General features: G+C 45.7%; 15 protein-coding genes. 9 read left to right on the top strand and 6 right to left on the bottom strand.

What is annotated here, in order from left to right:
• Positions 1–19: 19 nt before the first annotated feature.
• Positions 20–484, top strand: a complete 465-nt coding sequence (locus D1614_RS06375; protein ID WP_119437070.1) for a hypothetical protein — start codon at positions 20–22, stop codon at positions 482–484.
• Between the two features lie 8 nt (positions 485–492).
• Positions 493–1,209, top strand: a complete 717-nt coding sequence (locus D1614_RS06380) for a hypothetical protein (protein ID WP_119437071.1) — start codon at positions 493–495, stop codon at positions 1,207–1,209.
• Positions 1,210–1,241: 32 nt separating this feature from the next.
• On the opposite strand, the gene D1614_RS06385 is transcribed toward D1614_RS06380, so the two are convergent.
• Complete coding sequence (locus D1614_RS06385; RefSeq protein ID WP_119437072.1) at positions 1,242–2,015, bottom strand: TIGR03915 family putative DNA repair protein; 774 nt, start codon at positions 2,013–2,015, stop codon at positions 1,242–1,244.
• Between the two features lie 60 nt (positions 2,016–2,075).
• Positions 2,076–3,365 carry a putative DNA modification/repair radical SAM protein gene (locus D1614_RS06390; RefSeq protein ID WP_119437422.1) on the bottom strand — a complete coding sequence of 430 codons (1,290 nt, stop codon included), beginning with the start codon at positions 3,363–3,365 and terminating at the stop codon, positions 2,076–2,078.
• A gap of 243 nt (positions 3,366–3,608) precedes the next feature.
• Between D1614_RS06390 and D1614_RS06395 the strand changes: the two genes are divergently transcribed.
• Positions 3,609–4,409 (top strand): helix-turn-helix domain-containing protein, encoded by an 801-nt coding sequence (locus D1614_RS06395; RefSeq protein ID WP_119437073.1) that lies wholly within the window; start codon positions 3,609–3,611, stop codon positions 4,407–4,409.
• Between the two features lie 39 nt (positions 4,410–4,448).
• On the opposite strand, the gene D1614_RS06400 is transcribed toward D1614_RS06395, so the two are convergent.
• Both D1614_RS06400 and D1614_RS06405 read right to left on the bottom strand, forming a co-directional pair.
• Positions 4,449–5,378 (bottom strand): Ppx/GppA phosphatase family protein, encoded by a 930-nt coding sequence (locus D1614_RS06400; protein WP_119437074.1) that lies wholly within the window; start codon positions 5,376–5,378, stop codon positions 4,449–4,451.
• Positions 5,379–5,444: 66 nt separating this feature from the next.
• Positions 5,445–6,041 (bottom strand): hypothetical protein, encoded by a 597-nt coding sequence (locus D1614_RS06405; RefSeq protein WP_147384050.1) that lies wholly within the window; start codon positions 6,039–6,041, stop codon positions 5,445–5,447.
• An 88-nt stretch (positions 6,042–6,129) separates the two neighbouring features.
• Between D1614_RS06405 and queG the strand changes: the two genes are divergently transcribed.
• From queG to D1614_RS06425, 4 genes are all read left to right on the top strand, one after another.
• Complete coding sequence (queG, locus tag D1614_RS06410; protein WP_119437076.1) at positions 6,130–7,062, top strand: tRNA epoxyqueuosine(34) reductase QueG; 933 nt, start codon at positions 6,130–6,132, stop codon at positions 7,060–7,062.
• On the top strand, positions 7,055–7,525 hold the full coding sequence (locus tag D1614_RS06415) for a YdeI/OmpD-associated family protein (protein WP_119437077.1): 471 nt from the start codon (positions 7,055–7,057) through the stop codon (positions 7,523–7,525). The genes queG and D1614_RS06415 overlap by 8 nt, the downstream gene beginning before the upstream one ends.
• 50 nt (positions 7,526–7,575) lie before the next feature.
• Positions 7,576–9,027 (top strand): sulfatase family protein, encoded by a 1,452-nt coding sequence (locus D1614_RS06420; protein WP_119437078.1) that lies wholly within the window; start codon positions 7,576–7,578, stop codon positions 9,025–9,027.
• A gap of 198 nt (positions 9,028–9,225) precedes the next feature.
• Positions 9,226–9,633, top strand: coding sequence for a hypothetical protein (locus D1614_RS06425; RefSeq protein ID WP_147384053.1), 408 nt, complete (start codon positions 9,226–9,228; stop codon positions 9,631–9,633).
• Here D1614_RS06425 and D1614_RS06430 read toward each other — a convergent pair.
• Both D1614_RS06430 and D1614_RS06435 read right to left on the bottom strand, forming a co-directional pair.
• Positions 9,630–13,397 carry a beta-galactosidase small subunit-related protein gene (locus D1614_RS06430; protein ID WP_119437080.1) on the bottom strand — a complete coding sequence of 1,256 codons (3,768 nt, stop codon included), beginning with the start codon at positions 13,395–13,397 and terminating at the stop codon, positions 9,630–9,632. The two genes, D1614_RS06425 and D1614_RS06430, sit on opposite strands and share 4 nt — an antisense overlap.
• A gap of 158 nt (positions 13,398–13,555) precedes the next feature.
• Entirely contained in the window at positions 13,556–14,461 is a 906-nt protein-coding gene (locus tag D1614_RS06435; RefSeq protein WP_119437081.1) for an AraC family transcriptional regulator, read from the bottom strand.
• A 158-nt stretch (positions 14,462–14,619) separates the two neighbouring features.
• Here D1614_RS06435 and D1614_RS06440 point away from each other — a divergent pair, with 158 nt between their 5' ends.
• Together D1614_RS06440 and D1614_RS06445 are read left to right on the top strand one after the other, a co-directional pair.
• Positions 14,620–15,681 carry a uroporphyrinogen decarboxylase family protein gene (locus tag D1614_RS06440; RefSeq protein ID WP_119437082.1) on the top strand — a complete coding sequence of 354 codons (1,062 nt, stop codon included), beginning with the start codon at positions 14,620–14,622 and terminating at the stop codon, positions 15,679–15,681.
• Positions 15,682–15,692: 11 nt separating this feature from the next.
• Positions 15,693–16,934, top strand: a complete 1,242-nt coding sequence (locus D1614_RS06445; RefSeq protein WP_119437083.1) for a DUF6807 domain-containing protein — start codon at positions 15,693–15,695, stop codon at positions 16,932–16,934.
• Positions 16,935–16,977: the final 43 nt, after the last annotated feature.

The raw sequence follows: 16,977 nt of genomic DNA on the forward strand, positions 1-16,977 counted from the left end.
ACTTTTAAGCCAATTAGCTATGAAGAATTATCGATTCGCAGTTATCAGCATCACTATCATTTTTCTGATATCGTCGTGCGCCAACTCCCCGTCTTCCAATCCGCTCCCCCCTCTCAAGATTGACATCCCCGCTGAATTACAGGGAAACGACGACATTGAGAAATTTATAAAAGCCTCGGAAGAAGCCATCAATTTGTTCAGCGACACGGCTGAAGAACTGGCAGAAGATTGTAAAGACTTTGCCGGGAAAAAAGAGGAAGACCTCAACATGCTCGACAAAGTTAAAATGGTTGCAGCGCTCGGAAAGTTTACTTCCAACTTTGCACAATTTGCGGGAAAATACAATGAAATGGAAGATCAAACCAAAGTACTGGAAGAAGGGCTGAACGAAGAACAGGCAGCCGCACTCGCCACGGTAATGCAAACGTTCAAACTACGCATGGAACAACTGGAAGAGAAATACAAAGACATCAACAATCAATAATAAAACCGATGAAAGAAATGATTCTCGGCCTGTTGGCAATTATTACCTGCGCATATGTCAGTGCTCAGCAAACCATAAAACCCTACAAATTTAAAACGGCCATTGTTGAATACACATACAGCGGCAACACAACCGGCTCACAAACTTTATACATTGATGAACACGGATGGGACCAATGCGAAGTTACCAACACCGTAATGAAAAGTTTTGGTCAGAAAAACGTAACCGATGAAGTAAAACTGACGCTGGGACTTGAAATCTACCAGTGGACACCCGGACAAAGCACCGGCACGCAGATGCATAATTCGATTCTGGAAGAACTAATGAAAGATCCGGATTTTGACATCAAGGATTTTTCCAAACAGCTGATGAAACAGTTGGGTTTCGAGAAAAAAGGAAACGAAGCTGTAGACGGCAGAGACTGTGAAGTATGGAAAGGAATGGGGAGTACCATTTGGATTTGGAAAGACATAGCAGTTAAAACAGAAGTAAAAGTTTTGGGACAAAAAACGGTTTGGACTGCTACAAGCATCCAATTCGATGTTCCCGTTCCCTCCGCAAAATTTGACGTACCTGGAGATGTTCAATTTCAGAAATTCGACAGCAACAATCCCATGGATTTGATGCAAAGAGGAGCACAAACAGAAGATGATGATTCTTCCGGCGAACAGGAACCGGAAATAAAAAACCTGAAAGACCTGAAAAATATTTTCAAGAAAAAATAAGCCCAACAAAGCGCTTCCTCAAATATAAAAAATCAAGCACCTGCTTGCTTTTCAGGCAGGTATTTCCAAAACCTTCGGGGCATGTGTTGTAACTGCAAGCGAAGGTTTTTTCGTTCTTCAATGTTGATGTGCTTAAAATACGAGCACCACAATTTCTGGTAAAAATCTTCTCCTTCATCCAGCAGCGCCTGTTTCACCTGGCCATTAAAAGCATTAAACTGTTTCTTCGATATCTCCACTTCTTCCACTTTGTTTTTATCGTAATAAACACCGTAGTTTCGTTGCAGGTCGTAAATCAGCCAGCGCTGATCGGCAAAGCGCTTCTGATAATGCGTAACAACCAACGGCAGCACATCAAATTTTGGTTCGATGCCACAAAAAAACATTCCGTCTTTTGCTCGCTGAAACCGCACAAACTGCATGATTCGCATGGCTTCCTTCTTTACCTTTTGCGACGACTGGGTAAGCGCCATCACATCCAAATCGCCGTAATCGGTCTCAAGGTTCATGTAACCGCTAAACAGGCGCCTCAGAAAACGGTAGATCTTCATCTCAATTCCCTGTTCTTCAGACAAAAAAGCATAAAACAAAAGCTGCTTGTTAGCGTCCGACATCTTCGCCTGCACTCCGTTCCAAACACGTTCTGCTTTTTGCGGGTCTGTCTGAATATCCACATTCTCCAAAAAAAGGTGCCGGGATTGGACATTTCGCGCGCAAATATCAACCGGAAAATCCTTCCGGCGATAACACTCGAATACTGCCGTCAGCAATCCCTCAAAACTATTATCGTAAGTGTAAATTTTCATAATTGGATACTTGATAACTGATACTCGATCCTCCCTGAACTTTGAACTCTAAACTCAGAACTAATGCAACGTTGGCAAAACCGGTTTGAAATCGGCAAACAATTCCAACTGAGTATCCGGCGATTTCCGGTATTTTGAATGCGTATTGATCACCAGTTGTCGCTTTAAACGAACCGGATCCCAATCCGAAAATTTTGCAGCCAGCTCGTTGCAGGTAATAAAATACCTGGCCCGTTTCAGCACTACCCCCAGCTCTTTCAGCGTCAAGGTGGTAAGCCGGCGATGGCGACGCGCCATGATGATCTTTTGAGCAGACAGCACACCGATTCCGGGCACCCGCAAAATCATTTCGTAATCGGCTTTATTGATATCCACCGGAAACAGGTGCATATTTCGCAAGGCATATCCCAGTTTCGGATCCACATCTAAATCCAGGAAAGGATGGTCTTCGGTCAAAATCTCTTCGGCTTTAAAATGATAAAAGCGCATCAGCCAATCGCTTTGATACAGGCGGTTTTCGCGCACCAGGGGAGGCCGGCTAATCGCCGGAAGCCGTTTGTCGTAATCATTCACCGGCAGATAACCCGAAAAGTACACTCGCTTCAGGTTTTGATTCTGATACAAGCCCGACGAAAGCAAAATGATTTCCCGGTCGGTTTCGGGAGTGGCCCCCACTATCAGCTGAGTGCTTTGTCCTGCCGGCGCAAACTGCTTGGCACTGCGGAACTTTCTTCTTTCTTCTTTGCTGATCAGGATCGAATTCCGGATCTGCGTCATTGGCGAGATAATGTCGGGGTAATTTTTTTCGGGTGCCAGTTTTTTCAGGTTAGGCTCAGTGGGAATTTCCATGTTCACACTCAGGCGGTCGGCCCAAATGCCTGCTTCCTCTATCAGTTCAGGGCTCGCTCCCGGAATGGCTTTCAAGTGAATGTACCCGTAGAAATTTTCTTCGGCACGCAGTTTTTTGGCCGTCAATACCATTCGCTCCATCGTAAAATCCGGATTTTTTATCACGCCCGAACTCAGAAACAAGCCTTCGATATAATTACGGCGGTAAAAACCGATCGTCAAATCGACAATCTCCTGCGGCGACAAAGTGGCCCGTGGACGGTCGTTGGTGCGGCGATTAACGCAATAGGCGCAATCGTACATACAATGGTTGGTCATCAGAATTTTAAACAGGCTGATACAGCGCCCGTCATCCGTAAAACTGTGGCAAATACCGGCGGCAACACCATTCCCGATCCCGTTGCCCGTGTTTTTTCGTGTGCTTCCGCTCGATGCACACGAAACATCGTACTTGGCAGCGTCGGATAATATGGCCAGTTTCTTCTGAATTTTCTCGTCCATTGTTTCTTCCTTTAAATCATAATACACAAATCCCCGGTGCCCAAACTCCATTAACTAAAGGCAAAAATCCCCGGTCAACACCGGGGATTTGGAACCTAATTATCGGGTTTAACCCCACTGGAAATAATGGAAATTGTTTTCATAGCTCTGATAATATTATTATCAAATGAGGCGATAATAAATTAATCAATTACTTTATATCCACAAGAATATTTTTTACTTTTGAAGAAAAAAATTTGTCGGATGAACCATTTCAGCAACAATATCAAGCTTTTACGAAACCGGAAAAATCGCACACAAAATGATGTGGCTTTAGCGCTTAATTTAAAACGCACCACCATTAATGCACTGGAAAATTCCATCAGCCAGCCAACGGTTCCGCAGCTGCAGGCATTTTCAAAATTTTATGGCATCGCCATCGATACACTGATCAACATTGACCTGAACCGGCTTTCAGAATTGCAGTTCACCGATCTCCAAAATGGTTTTGATGTATTTATCCGCGGCACCAACCTCCGCGTTATTGCCACTACGGTTGATTCATCAAACAACGACAACATCGAGTTTGTAAACGAAAAAGCACAGGCCGGTTATGTAACCAGTTTTGCCGACCCCGAATACATTGGGAAACTGCCGGTTTTTCAGTTGCCGTTTTTGTCGAAAGAGAAAAAGTACCGGGCGTTTACCATTACCGGCGATTCCATGTTGCCCATTCCCAGCGGATCGGTAGTGATTGGTGAATTTGTCCAGGATTTTATGGATGTGCGATCGGGACAAGCCTGTATTGTGGTTACCCGCGACGAAGGAATTGTTTTTAAAATGGTTGAAAATGACATTACGGAAAAAAGATCATTTGAAATGATTTCGCTGAATACGCAATTTGAACCTTACGAACTACCGGTAACCGAGGTAAAAGAAATCTGGAAGTTTGTGTGCTACCTCAATACCGAAATTCCGGAACCGGAGAGTGATCTGCAACAACTTCTGAAAAGTGTGAATGAAATGAAAATGGAGCTACAGCAGTTAAAACCCGGAATGAAGTAGTAAACCTATGCGCCTGGCAGTTTAGAATCGCTTAGCGAACTAATAGTTATTCAGCCTCTCCATCAGCTCAAATACCACACCTTCGCGCAGGGCAAAATCGGTTTGTACAATTTCCTGAATGCCAATTTCACGAACAAGGGTTTCGATCAGAATCACAGCCGGAACGATCAGGTCAACCCGCACATAATCCATCCCTTTAAACTGCAAGCGTTCGGCACGGGTCGAAGCAATCAACCGGTGATAGACTGCATAAAAATCTTCCAGCGTTATTTCCTGTTTAATACGTTGCCTGGTTCCCGGATCCACCTCGTCAATCATATCAACTACCGTATCAAAAGCCCCCGAGCAACCTACCAGCATTTTTACAGAATGTTCGCAACAATTTTGAATCGCCTCTAAATGCTGCGCTGCAAAATACTCCTGGAGCAGCTTGATTTCGTTCTCCTGTATCGGATCGGAAAGATCGAAACGGTTGATGATTCGCGCCATTCCTGTTGGCTGGCTTTCTTTCCAGATAATATCGGTATCGAGCGCCAGAATAAGTTCGTTACTTCCTCCACCTATGTCCAGAATCACCGATGGATTGTCAAGGTTTTCAAAAGCCAGTAAAACGCCTTTAAAAATCAACTCCGCCTCTTTTTTCCCGCTAACAATTTTCACCAGCCAGCCACTCTCCTCTCCCAGCTTCTCCAGAAATTCAGCTTTGTTGGCGGCGGTACGCACAGCCGAAGTAGCAAGCACATAAACAGAATTAACTCCTCCCAGGTCCTGTATGATCTTTTTGTGTTTCCGAAACGACTCAATCGTTCTTTCCGTTGCAGCCGGACTGATTTCGTTGTCGCGAATTTTATCGTCGCCCAGTTTAACCAGTTGTTTGCTTTGGTGCAAAATCCGGAAACTCCCCTTCCGGATCTCCGCCACAAGTAAATTGCAGGTATTGGTTCCCAAATCAACAACAGCAACGCGCATAAAACTAATTTATCACCCTAAGGGTTACAACGTTCCCTTAGGGTTTTGATTATTTGACAGAACAAATTAACGAAGTTTATACTTCTCAGCAAATAGCTCGCCTGCATTAGATTCATGATAAGCTTTAAAATTTTCTTTCGATTCAAACCACCTTAAAACACTTTCCCGCGCTATATCTGTTTTCTCTTGTGAGATTATTGCTTTGTAGGAAGAAAACCTCCACTCTCCCGGAGAATTTGTGAAACCGTGTTTCACCGGATTGTTATGAATATATACCAAACACATTTGCAAATGTTGCTCCGAGTCAATCAACGTTCTGTTAATCGACTGACAAAAAAGTCCCCCTCTTTTTCCACTTCTGTAATTTTTCTTTTTAGAAAAGGTATTCTGAACGCTTCCCCATTGATGCGAGAAATAGCTGTTCTCATCCCTACGTTTAAAACCTGATGGAATCTGGATTTCTCTGTTTCTTACTAAAAAATGAAAATGATTGGGCATTAAGCAGTAAGCGTAAATTGTTGCTACCGGAGTAATAAACTTTCGTACAAGTTCTAAAAATGTTTTGTAGTCCCAGTCTGTCGAAAATAAACTATCACTCCCCCGGGCATGATTATACACATGATAAAAGCATTCTGATTCAAATGGTGGGCGAGTTGTTGACATTATAAAAAAAGTAGTTTAGATTTGAGGAAACGAAAACAGATACTTTAAACCCTTAAGGGAACTTCGTAACCCTTAGGGACAGAGAACGATGAAATCCACACAAACATCTGATTTAATCAAAGAAAAAGCAAAATCGCTTGGACTTTCTGATTGCGCCATTGTTCCGGTCTCTTTTCTCGCGGAAGAAAAGGAACACTTTGAATCCTGGCTTTCCGCCCAAATGCACGGAGAGATGGGATACATGGCGCGAAATACGGAGAAGCGGCTCAATCCGCAACTTTTGGTAGAGAACGCAAAAAGCATCATCGTCGTTCTCCAGAATTACTTTCCCAAAGAAACACAAAGCGATAAAGAAGCGCCAGTGCTTTCGAAATATGCCTATGGAACCGACTATCATTTTGTTCTGAAAGACAAACTTCGTCGGCTTCTGGAATTCATTCATACTGAAATCACCTCCTGCACAGGGCGGCCTTTTGTGGATTCGGCACCGGTACTGGAACGTGCCTGGGCCCGGAAAGCCGGATTGGGCTGGATTGGCAAAAACAGCAACCTGATTTCACTTCACCACGGGAGCTTCTTTTTTATCGGGGAACTGATCGTGAATATTGAACTTCCGTACGACAACCCCAAACCGGTAAGCGACCATTGCGGACGCTGTACCAAATGCATTGATGCCTGCCCTACCAAAGCCATTGTTGCCAACCGGGTGGTGGATGCCCGCAAATGTATTTCGTACCAAACCATTGAAGTAAAAGGCGAACTGGACGAATCGCTGAAAGGACAATTTGACAACCGTGTTTTTGGCTGCGACATTTGTCAGGATGTTTGCCCCTGGAACCTGAAATCGGAACCACACAACGAGGCTTCTTTTAATCCTCACCCCAAATTACTTCAGCTAAATAAAGACGATTGGGAAAATATGGAGCGACCGCTTTTCAATGAATTGTTTAAGAACTCTGCGGTAAAAAGAGCCGGTTTTAACGGGCTGAAGCGCAACCTGAAATTCCTTGGAAATGCCTAAAAAGTTCAGCTACAAAACCATCCTGGTAAAAGGTCCGATGAACGGCGTTTATGCCGAATTTCCTTTTGACAGCCGCCAGGAATTCGGCACCAGCAAACACATCTGGAGCAAGGTTACCGTAGAAGGTAAAACCTACGAGATGAACCTGCTTCCCAACGGAAAAAACGGACATTGGCTTCATTTCAAAAAAGACATCCGCGATACGATCCGGAAACAGGAAGGAGACACGGTTTACATTGAACTGGAACAAAACACAAAACCGCGTACAGTTGCCGTTCCCGAATATTTACAATGGCTACTCGACAACGATCAGCAAATGGCCAGGTACTTCGAAAAGCTAACAATTTCGGCTAAAAAATTCTGGATAGCCCACATAGAAGACACCAAAAACGAAGACACGAAAGTGGAACGCATCAACCGCTTTTTTGAATTTCTCCACCAGCATTATGCCGACAAGGTTTAACTTTCATTGAATAATTCACTACTTTCGCTTATCAACTAAATCCGATCCATATGAAAATCATCAGTCTGATTGCCCTTTTGTCACTCCTTTTTACAGCTTGTTCAACTCAATCTCCCAAAACAGAGAATGAAAAACTGCCCAATTTCGTAGTGGTTTTTATCGACGACATGGGATACGGTGATGTGGGATGTTACGGCGCTACGGGTTACACAACGCCCAACCTCGACAAAATGGCTGCCAGCGGTATGCGTTTTACCAATTTTTACGCCGCCCAACCGGTATGCAGCGCCTCGCGAGCAGGCATACTAACCGGCTGTTACCCCAACCGGATCGGCTTTTCGGGAGCACTGCGCCCCAACAGCGAAATTGGCATTAACCCCGACGAAACAACGATAGCCGAACTGCTGAAAACCAAAGGATATGCAACGGGAATTTTTGGCAAGTGGCACCTTGGCGACTTACCTAAATTTCTTCCCCTGCAACATGGTTTTGATGAATTTGTAGGTCTTCCCTACTCGAACGATATGTGGCCTTTGGATGGCCTCGGCAATCCGCCGCCCGAAGGTCACCGCAAAAGAACATTCCCCGAACTTCCTGTGATTACCGGCAACGAAGTCAGTGAGCGGATAACAAGCCTTCAGGATCAGGACAAACTGACCACGCTTTACACTGAAAAAGCCGTGGATTTCATCAACCGTCACGCCGACGGACCGTTTTTCCTCTACCTCCCGCACTCGATGGGACACGTTCCGCTGGGTGTTTCCGAGAAATTCAGGGGGAAAAGTGAGCAGGGCAAATACGGCGATGTAATGATGGAAATTGACTGGAGTGTGGGTGAAATAGAAAAAGCATTGGAGAACAACGGAATCGACGATAATACCGTTTTCATTTTTACCACCGACAACGGCCCGTGGCTAAACTACGGAAACCATGGCGGATCGGCAGGCGGTTTGCGCGAAGGCAAAACCACCAGCTGGGAAGGCGGGCAACGGGTTCCCTTTATTATCAAATGGCCCGGAAAAACACCGGCAGGCACCGTTTGCAACAAACTCACCTGTGCCATTGACCTTCTTCCCAGTTTTGCAGAAATTGCCGGCACCGGTTTACCTGAACAAAAAATTGACGGAACCAGCGTTGTTGAGCTATGGAAAGGAAATACAGAAGCCGAACCGCGCGAAACCATTCTTTTTTACTACGACACCAATAACCTGAATGCCGTGCGTAAAGGCAACTGGAAGCTGGTTTTGCCACACACCTGGCGATCGTACCATACCACACCCGGACAAGACGGCCACGGCGGGGCACGTGTAAAAATGACAGTGGAACAACCCGAGCTTTACAACATGATGCGCGACCCCGGGGAACAGTACAATGTAATTGAATCGCACCCCGAGAAGGTGGCCGAATTGATGGAAATTGTTGAAGCTGCCCGTGCTGAACTGGGAGACCTGAACGTTGGCCTGGAAAAAGGAAGCGGTACACGCGAAATCGGAAAACTTTAGGTGCCGCCCCATTTATTGATGCCATTGGAGACAGAATAGCATCAGCCCGTTTCAAGTTGAAATCCAAGATGAGATTGGCTCAATCCGGCTTCAATCTACATCGATCTATTTTCAATCTGTATCAGTCATTGACAGAATAATTTGCACAATATTTTCTCAATTATAATACTCTGGGATTCAACAACAAAAACGTTCACCATGCCTAACTCAAAGACAATTTGCTTACTTATTCTGACATTGGTCTTTTCCGGTTCGGTGCTGATTTCCAGCGCTCAAAAGACAGACACGCCACCATCAAAAAAGGAGATTCGAACACTGGATTCGAAAGACGCCTCTGTTAAAATGAATGCAACAATCAGGAAAAACAAATCCGGCAAAGTCAGTCGAATTATTGACACACCAATTAATTTCCAAACCGACGACACCTTGATCCTCGTAAATGGTAAAAAGAAGGTAAAACTTGAAAACATCAATCCTCAATGGATTAAAAGTGTCCAGGTTTTTAAAAACGAAGATGTTCCGGCGAGGTACCGAAAGAAAGGTATAACCCGGCTTATAAAGGTTAAAATTAAGAAGCCTCTTTTTGCGGGGAAAAAGCATCGCTAAAACGGAGTGATCGAAAGCTTGTAATTCCGAACGCCCGGTCGCACCCGGTACTTTTGCAATTGGCGAATCGCGGTTCCGCCCACACCCGAAACTTCAAAATCCACATTCAGAATAGTATTGGGCGCCTCTTTCAATTGATAAGTGTACATGGCCCGCGAAAGGTTATCGGTGGAATATTTGTGCAGGCTGAAATTTAGCCAATCGTCTCCTTTGATCAGCAAACCTTTACCGTCCGCATTTTCTACTTTTAGCCAGCGAACATCGCTTCGGTTGCCATACTCTTGTGGTATAATGTAGGGTACGTACATCGAATCAGCAGTGGAATGATACCAATTCACTTTTGCCCCGGTTTTGCGGTCGGGGTAATTTTCAAAAGGCCCGCGACCGTAATATTCAACCGCGCTAAAAGCTTTTGGTAATTCAAACTGCAAACCAATTTTGGGCAACATATCCGGCATCGGTCCGTGCGGAATGATTTCCTGTTCCAGATCGATTTTCCCGCTGGCTGAGAAAGTCCAGGTTTCGTTTCGTTCAAAAGCCGAGAAAAGACCACCCCGGTTTAATCGGCGATTGGCCGGAAGCGAAGAGTTCGAAAACACTTTCATTCTCACCTTTACCTCCTTCTCATTTAGCTGAATTACGTCCACTTCATCTACCTGCGTCAACAGGTCGCGCATGCCCAGTGTTCGCAATTGGTTGTCGATGCTCCTTCCATAACCCGGTGTGCGGTTATCGCTGCTAAACATGTAACTTCCCCACGGATCCAGATCGTTGGCAGTGGGCGCTCTCCAAACGTTAAACACCGGCCCGCCTTCGAGGTATTCCGTTCCCTTAAATTGCAGCGAAGAAAGTTTCGCAGTGCTTTTATCGATCACATAACTGAAATCATCTCCAGTTATCACAACCTTATCCTTACTTTCCGAAAAAGAAACCTTCCGGTCGTTGGGCTTTTCTTCCACAAAATACAGATCGGTTGACACCTTGAATTGCTCCCAGGCAATTTCGTGCCCTTTCGGGGCCCAGCTTTGGTCTTCCTTCAACACAAACGAAACAAGCATCAAACACTCTTCACGCGAATCAATACGCGGACGGCGATAATCGATCGTAACTTCAACGGTATCTCCGGGAGCAGCTTCGCATTCAAAAATTCCGCGCTGCGAGGGTTTTCCATCCACTCTCAGTTCCCATCGTCCGTCCAGTTCTTTCAGGTTTTTAAACTGATGACGGTTGATCACCTGGATTCTCCCGGCTGCCATATCAATTACCTCGATTTTCACCGGTTGACCTGATTTTTTTATCTGGTTGATTTCGGGCTGCGGAGTTCGGTCGGGCCACACAATTCCATAGGTTCTGCCTCCCAGCCCAACAGCATAAAACGAACCCGCTGTGGTGTCCTTTTCGAAATCGAGATGCAACACAGCGCCGTCGGTTTGGTGTTCAATATTTCCAACCCGGACAGCTTCCGGAAATATCTTTACATCGTCGATCACCATTTTGGAAAGCCGTCCGGAATATTCGCCTTGGTCCTGTGTTTCGGCTTCACGCCCAATACAAAGCGGGAAAGGCGTTGAACTTATATTTCCGCTAAAGGAACTGGTCGCCACCTGTTTTTTGTCGATGTAAAGTTGCAGGCTCCGTCCGTCGTAAATACCCGCAATGTGGTGCCAGTTTCCGTAAAAATCGCTGTTCACTTTTGCTTTGGCAGAAACGCGTTTGCCACTTTGCAGGTAAAACTCCAGCGTCCGCGGATCTTCCATTCCGATTCCGTATCCGTGCCCGCCTTTGGCTATAAACGTATTGGGCTGTGGAATTTCGAAAGGTTTCACCCAAAATGAAATGGAGAGCTGGTTTCCGGTGATATCAAGACTTGGATCGCGGTAAAACTCCACCCAGTCATCGTGCCCCGAAAATTCGAGTCCCCAGCCATTTTTCCCCTCGGCAAATACAGGTCGTCCCATAATTTGTCCGTCGTTTTTGGCTTCTGAAAGATCACTCAGAATCCGGCGCGGTGTTTCAATTCCCGGGCTGATCCAGTCCCAAATGGCTCCGCCTGTCAGTCGCGGGTACTTCCAAATGTATTCCCAGTATTCGTCCATCCCGCCCAAACCATTCCCGGTGGCAGCCAGGTATTCATCCATAAACGAAGCCCGCTGGTCATTCTCCGGAAGCACCTTTCCTTCGGCCAGGTTTTTATAATCGATCGGACTCCAGTAACGCGGCCCGACTATGTCTTCAAAAGGAATGTAAAACGTATTTCCGCCGTACATCCAGACCGGTCGGCTCGGGTCGATCGCTTTGCCTGTTTTAATCACTTCATGGATATTTTCTCCGCTGCCCGATTCATTTCCGGCACTCCAGACAATCACCGAAGGACGGTTGCGGTCGCGATACACGAGCTTGCGAGAACGATCGCGGTACATCTCAGTCCAGGCACGATTTTCAGACAAATGAATGTTGTTGTGCGCTTCATCGCCCACTTCATCAAAAATGTACATCCCCAGTTCGTCGGCCAAGGCAATGTATTCCGGGGTTGGCGGATAATGACTGGTTCGCACACAGTTGATGTTGTGCTGTTTCATCAGAATCAGGTCGGTTCGCAATGTTTCCTGCGGAACGGCCTGCCCGTGTTTTGGGTCGTGCATGTGGCTGTTCACCCCATTTAGTTTTACAGGAGCCCCGTTAACCGTCAGAATGTGATCCTTGTATTTCACTTCACGAAAACCAATTTTTTGCGAAAGCGCTTCCAACGTATTTCCGTCTTTGTCTTTCAGAATAATCAACAACTGAAAAAGATGGGGAAACTCAGCCGACCACTTGGTCGGATCGACCACCACCGTTGACAATGTTACTTTTTTTATTGAGGCAGAATCAACTGCCGCTGTTTCTTTTTGAATGCCTTCCGCAAGAATTGATCTTCCCTCATCGTCCAACACATCCATTTCAATACTCACTTCCCTTTTTTCCGGTAGTGTGTTTGTCAGATCAACTTCCACTTTCAGTGTTGCATCCTTGTATTCTTCATCAAGATCCGTAGTAACGTAATGATCGTGAATGTAGGTTTGTGGCTGTGCATACAATTTCACATCCCGGAAAATCCCCGACAAGCGCCACATGTCCTGGTTTTCGAGGTAAGAACCATCGCTAAAACGAAGCACTTCCACCGAAAGATCATTTTCGCCCTTCTTCAAAAACCGGGAAATATTGTATTCGGCCGGCTCAAAACCGCCCTGATTGTAACCCACTTTTTCGCCGTTCACCCACACATAGGAAGCCGATTTCACGCCTTCGAAACGAAGCATCACTTCCTTTTCCCCCCAGTTTTCGGGTAACTCAAACTTACGTTTGTAGCAACCTCCCGGATTGTAATATTCCGGAATTTTCGGAGGATCGCTTTCAAACGACAACGCAACATTTCGAAATTTCGGATGACCGTACCCTTCCATTTGCCAGTTCGACGGAACCGTAATCTCGTTCCATCCATTAAGCTCGAAATCGGGATTCCAAAAATCAGCTGGAACCTGATCGGGCGTTTCCACCCACAGAAATTTCCACGTTCCGTTGAGCAATTGATAATTTTCGCATTTTCGGGGTAAATCCTGAATGGCTCGTTCGCGCGAACTGTAGGGAATATGAAAAGCATGCGGAAGATTTTGCCCCTTTTCAAAAACCGCCGGATTTTGCCAGTCGTCAGGCAAAAATTCCACTTGCTGCGCCAACAATCCGGCAGGCAGAAGTACGAGTAAAAGCAATGCGATACGATTCATTCGATTGGTTGGTTTAACTTTTATATTGAGACTGTGATAAAGTTAATACTTCTTTCATCAGCGTTTTTAAAATCCTTTTATTCAGTCCGGTACAACAACCCTATTTTTCATATCAAGCCCGGAATTCATTCGCGTTCCAACCGGAAAGCCAGCTGCCGCTATACTTCGGGCACTTCTTCCTTGGGTTTTAAATCACTGTTTTTGTGAAACTTTTGAGAGTACAAGGTAGGTGTAAATCCGGTATACTTTTTAAAAATCCGGTTAAAATTCGACTGGTTGTTAAACCCGCTTTCGTAGCAAACCTGTGTTACGGTCATTTTCCCTTCAATCATTAACATGCACGCATAATTGATACGCATGTCGTTAATAAACTCAACCAGCGATTTTCCCGATTTCTCTTTAAAAAAACGACAAAACGCTGAAGGGTTCAAATTGGCCACCGCTGCCACCTTTCCCAATTCGATCTTATCCAGGTAATTGCTGTTCAGGTAATTCATCACTTTGGCCAGTCTGTCGCTCGTAAAATCGTGATTTTCGACCCGGTAAAGTTCGCCGGCCAGCAACTTGTATTCTTCCGTTTCTGCCAGATAACTCAGTAATTCCAAGGCACGCAGCATTCTCTCGAATCCACTGGTTTTTACCACCTTAAAAATCTTTCGTCGGGCTTTCTCTGCAAAAGCCTTCGAAAACCGCACTCCTCTTCCCGAACGCTCCAGTAATTCCTTTATCCTGAAAAACTCGGGATATTCAGAAATCGCTTCCTTGAAAAAATCGTTGGAGAACTGGATAACCACATAAGTGATCTTTTTTTGATTGTCAGGATCGTAATACGATTCGTCGCTTTTCCAGAAATGAGGCAGATTGGTCCCCAGCAAAACCAGGTCGTCCGACTGAAACTCTTCGATGTTATCTGCAACAAAACTGGTTCCGCTGCCATCCAGAACATAAAGCAACTCGTAGGCTGAATGAAAATGCCAGGGATAAGTAAAGTGAGCCTTCTCCTGCAGTTTTACCCGTATTTTCGTCCTTCCGGGCAAATCAATCTGTTCGTGCATTATCTTCATCGCTACAAATTTTTATCCGGGTTCATTCATTTCACAACCCTTCAGTATTTCGTCCACCAAAATAAGAAAATGTCAAAAAAGTACAAAGCCTCGCAAAGTTTATACTGTCAGATTCTTTTAATACGATTTAAATTTGTGAGGTAACTAAAGCAATAATAATGACGAACGAACAATGGCAGCTTCTTACCCAAATAGTACGAGGTGAAACGCCGCAAAAACCTGTGACCGGATTTATTATTGACAGTCCGTGGCTACCCGGCTGGGCTGGAATATCGACCTTGCAGTATTATTCTTCGGAACAAACCTGGTTCGACACCAACAAAAAAGCGATCGAAACATTTCCCGACATCCTCTTTCTTCCCGGTTTCTGGTCGGAGTTTGGGATGTGCACCGAGCCTTCAGCTTTTGGAGCCAAAACAGTGTGGAATGAATACAGCCTGCCTCATGCCGACCGGGTGCTAAGCGACATATCGCAGGCAGGCACCCTTAAAGTCCCCAACCCCAAAACGGACGGATTGCTTCCATTTGTCATTCAGCGCTTGTTAAACTACCACGCTCCCATCCGTGACATGGGGCACGAAATAAAATTTGCTGTTGCACGCGGCCCACTGAACATAGCCTCCTTTCTGCTGGGTACCACCGAGTTGATGATGGCTTTTATGATGGACCCGGACAACAGCCACCAACTGCTGGAAACCATCACACGCTTTACCATTGACTGGGTTCAGTATCAAAAAGAAATGTTCCCCTCCATTCAAGGAATTTTGCTGCTCGACGACATTGTTGGATTTATAGGGGAAGAAGAATGCAGAACATTTGCGATTCCCTATATCAAACGAATTTACCAGGCATTTGATTCTGAAATCAACTTCTTCCACAACGATGCGCAGGGTTTGGTGTCTACTCCCTTTTTACGCGAAATGGGGGTTAATTTTTATAACTTTAGCTTCGAGCACAGCATGAAGGAAATCCGCGGGCTGGCAGGCCCCGAAGTAACGCTGATCGGAAACCTGCCGCCACGCGATGTACTGGCTGCCGGAACACCGGAGCAGGTAAGAACGGAAACAAAGAAAATGGTGGAGGATTTTGCCGATGCCCAAAGAGTGATCTGGTCGTGCGGCGGCGGAATGCCACAGGACGTAACAACTGAAAACATTCGGGCCTTTAAAGAAACCATCGACAAGTTTGTACCGCAGATGATACCGAAGGAGAATCAATAATCTGAACCACTATGAGAACCATACTAATCATTACCATCTTTCTTTTTGCACAGTCTTTACTGGCACAGGAACTGGCCAGGTTTAAAGTGCTAACAGAAGAAGACCGGATGGATGCTCCCGTATCTGTTTCGTTGGACGGAATAAACTACAATACCGATCAAGGCAGGCTTGTTTTGTACGAGAAAACCAGCCAGGGCGAAACCGCCATCCCCTCTCAGATTGAAAGCGGACATTCGGCCCGTTTATGGTTCCTGGTAAAGGGAGAACTAAAAAAAAGCACAACACGTGAGTTCATTCTTAAACGCGAAGAACAGGAAATAAAAGCTTCAGCAAAAGTAACCGTTGCGAAAGACGACGAGGATTTAAGCCTGACAATGAACGACAAGCCCATTCTTAAGTACAGGTATGCCGTTACCCTTCCACCCAAAGAAGCCGATCCGCTTTTTAAACGATCGGGTTACATTCATCCTTTGTGGTCGCCCGAAGGCCAGCAACTTACCCGCATTCAGGCACCCGACCACTACCATCACTACGGCATTTGGGGGCCCTGGACCAAAACCCACATCAACGGCCGCGAAGTGGATTTCTGGAACCTGATAAAAGGCCAGGGAACCGTGAAGTTTGCCGGTTTCCTGTCGGAAGCCGAAGGGGAGGTTTTTAGCGGGTTTAAGGCATTGCAACAACACATCGACTTTGGCGCGGCGGGTGAAGACCAGGTGGCCATGAATGAAATACTGGACGTGCGGGCATGGAATACCGGAGAAGATATCTGGATGATCGATTATACCACCAGTCTGAACAGCCCTTTAAAAAATGGTATTATGCTCGATGCCTACCGCTATGGTGGCGGAATAGGCTGGAGAGCCACCGAAAAATGGAACAAAGACAACTGCACCGTACTTACTTCAGAAGGCAAAACCAGGCTGGATGCCGATGGATCAAACGCCCGCTGGTGCCTCGTTGAAGGGGAATCGGACACGGAAGAAGGCCGTTCCGGGATTCTTTTCCTGAGTCATCCTTCGAACCGCATGCACCCCGAACCCATGCGGGTATGGCCGCTCGATGCCAACGGTGGAAGGGGCGACATGTATTTCGAATTTGTACCCATCCGACACAACGACTGGAAACTGGATTCCAAACAAGATTACACGCTTAAATACCGCATGATTGTATTTGACGGAAAAATGGATGCGGGAACCGCAGAAAAGTTCTGGAATAGTTTTGCCGCTAACCCCACCATCGAAATGGAGTAAAACTACTGTGAACTAAAGTTGTCAAAAGAAGAAACAAAAAAAT

The sequence above is a fragment of the Maribellus luteus genome, assembly GCF_003576475.1.
Lineage (GTDB): Bacteria > Bacteroidota > Bacteroidia > Bacteroidales > Prolixibacteraceae > Draconibacterium > Draconibacterium luteum.

Coding starts and splice junctions, on each gene's coding strand:
- D1614_RS06375 (WP_119437070.1), top strand. CDS start 20: ATGAAGAATTATCGATTCGCAGTTATCAGCATCACTATCATTTTTCTG.
- D1614_RS06380 (WP_119437071.1), top strand. CDS start 493: ATGAAAGAAATGATTCTCGGCCTGTTGGCAATTATTACCTGCGCATAT.
- D1614_RS06385 (WP_119437072.1), bottom strand. CDS start 2,015: ATGAAAATTTACACTTACGATAATAGTTTTGAGGGATTGCTGACGGCA.
- D1614_RS06390 (WP_119437422.1), bottom strand. CDS start 3,365: ATGGACGAGAAAATTCAGAAGAAACTGGCCATATTATCCGACGCTGCC.
- D1614_RS06395 (WP_119437073.1), top strand. CDS start 3,609: ATGAACCATTTCAGCAACAATATCAAGCTTTTACGAAACCGGAAAAAT.
- D1614_RS06400 (WP_119437074.1), bottom strand. CDS start 5,378: ATGCGCGTTGCTGTTGTTGATTTGGGAACCAATACCTGCAATTTACTT.
- D1614_RS06405 (WP_147384050.1), bottom strand. CDS start 6,041: ATGTCAACAACTCGCCCACCATTTGAATCAGAATGCTTTTATCATGTG.
- queG (WP_119437076.1), top strand. CDS start 6,130: ATGAAATCCACACAAACATCTGATTTAATCAAAGAAAAAGCAAAATCG.
- D1614_RS06415 (WP_119437077.1), top strand. CDS start 7,055: ATGCCTAAAAAGTTCAGCTACAAAACCATCCTGGTAAAAGGTCCGATG.
- D1614_RS06420 (WP_119437078.1), top strand. CDS start 7,576: ATGAAAATCATCAGTCTGATTGCCCTTTTGTCACTCCTTTTTACAGCT.
- D1614_RS06425 (WP_147384053.1), top strand. CDS start 9,226: ATGCCTAACTCAAAGACAATTTGCTTACTTATTCTGACATTGGTCTTT.
- D1614_RS06430 (WP_119437080.1), bottom strand. CDS start 13,397: ATGAATCGTATCGCATTGCTTTTACTCGTACTTCTGCCTGCCGGATTG.
- D1614_RS06435 (WP_119437081.1), bottom strand. CDS start 14,461: ATGAAGATAATGCACGAACAGATTGATTTGCCCGGAAGGACGAAAATA.
- D1614_RS06440 (WP_119437082.1), top strand. CDS start 14,620: ATGACGAACGAACAATGGCAGCTTCTTACCCAAATAGTACGAGGTGAA.
- D1614_RS06445 (WP_119437083.1), top strand. CDS start 15,693: ATGAGAACCATACTAATCATTACCATCTTTCTTTTTGCACAGTCTTTA.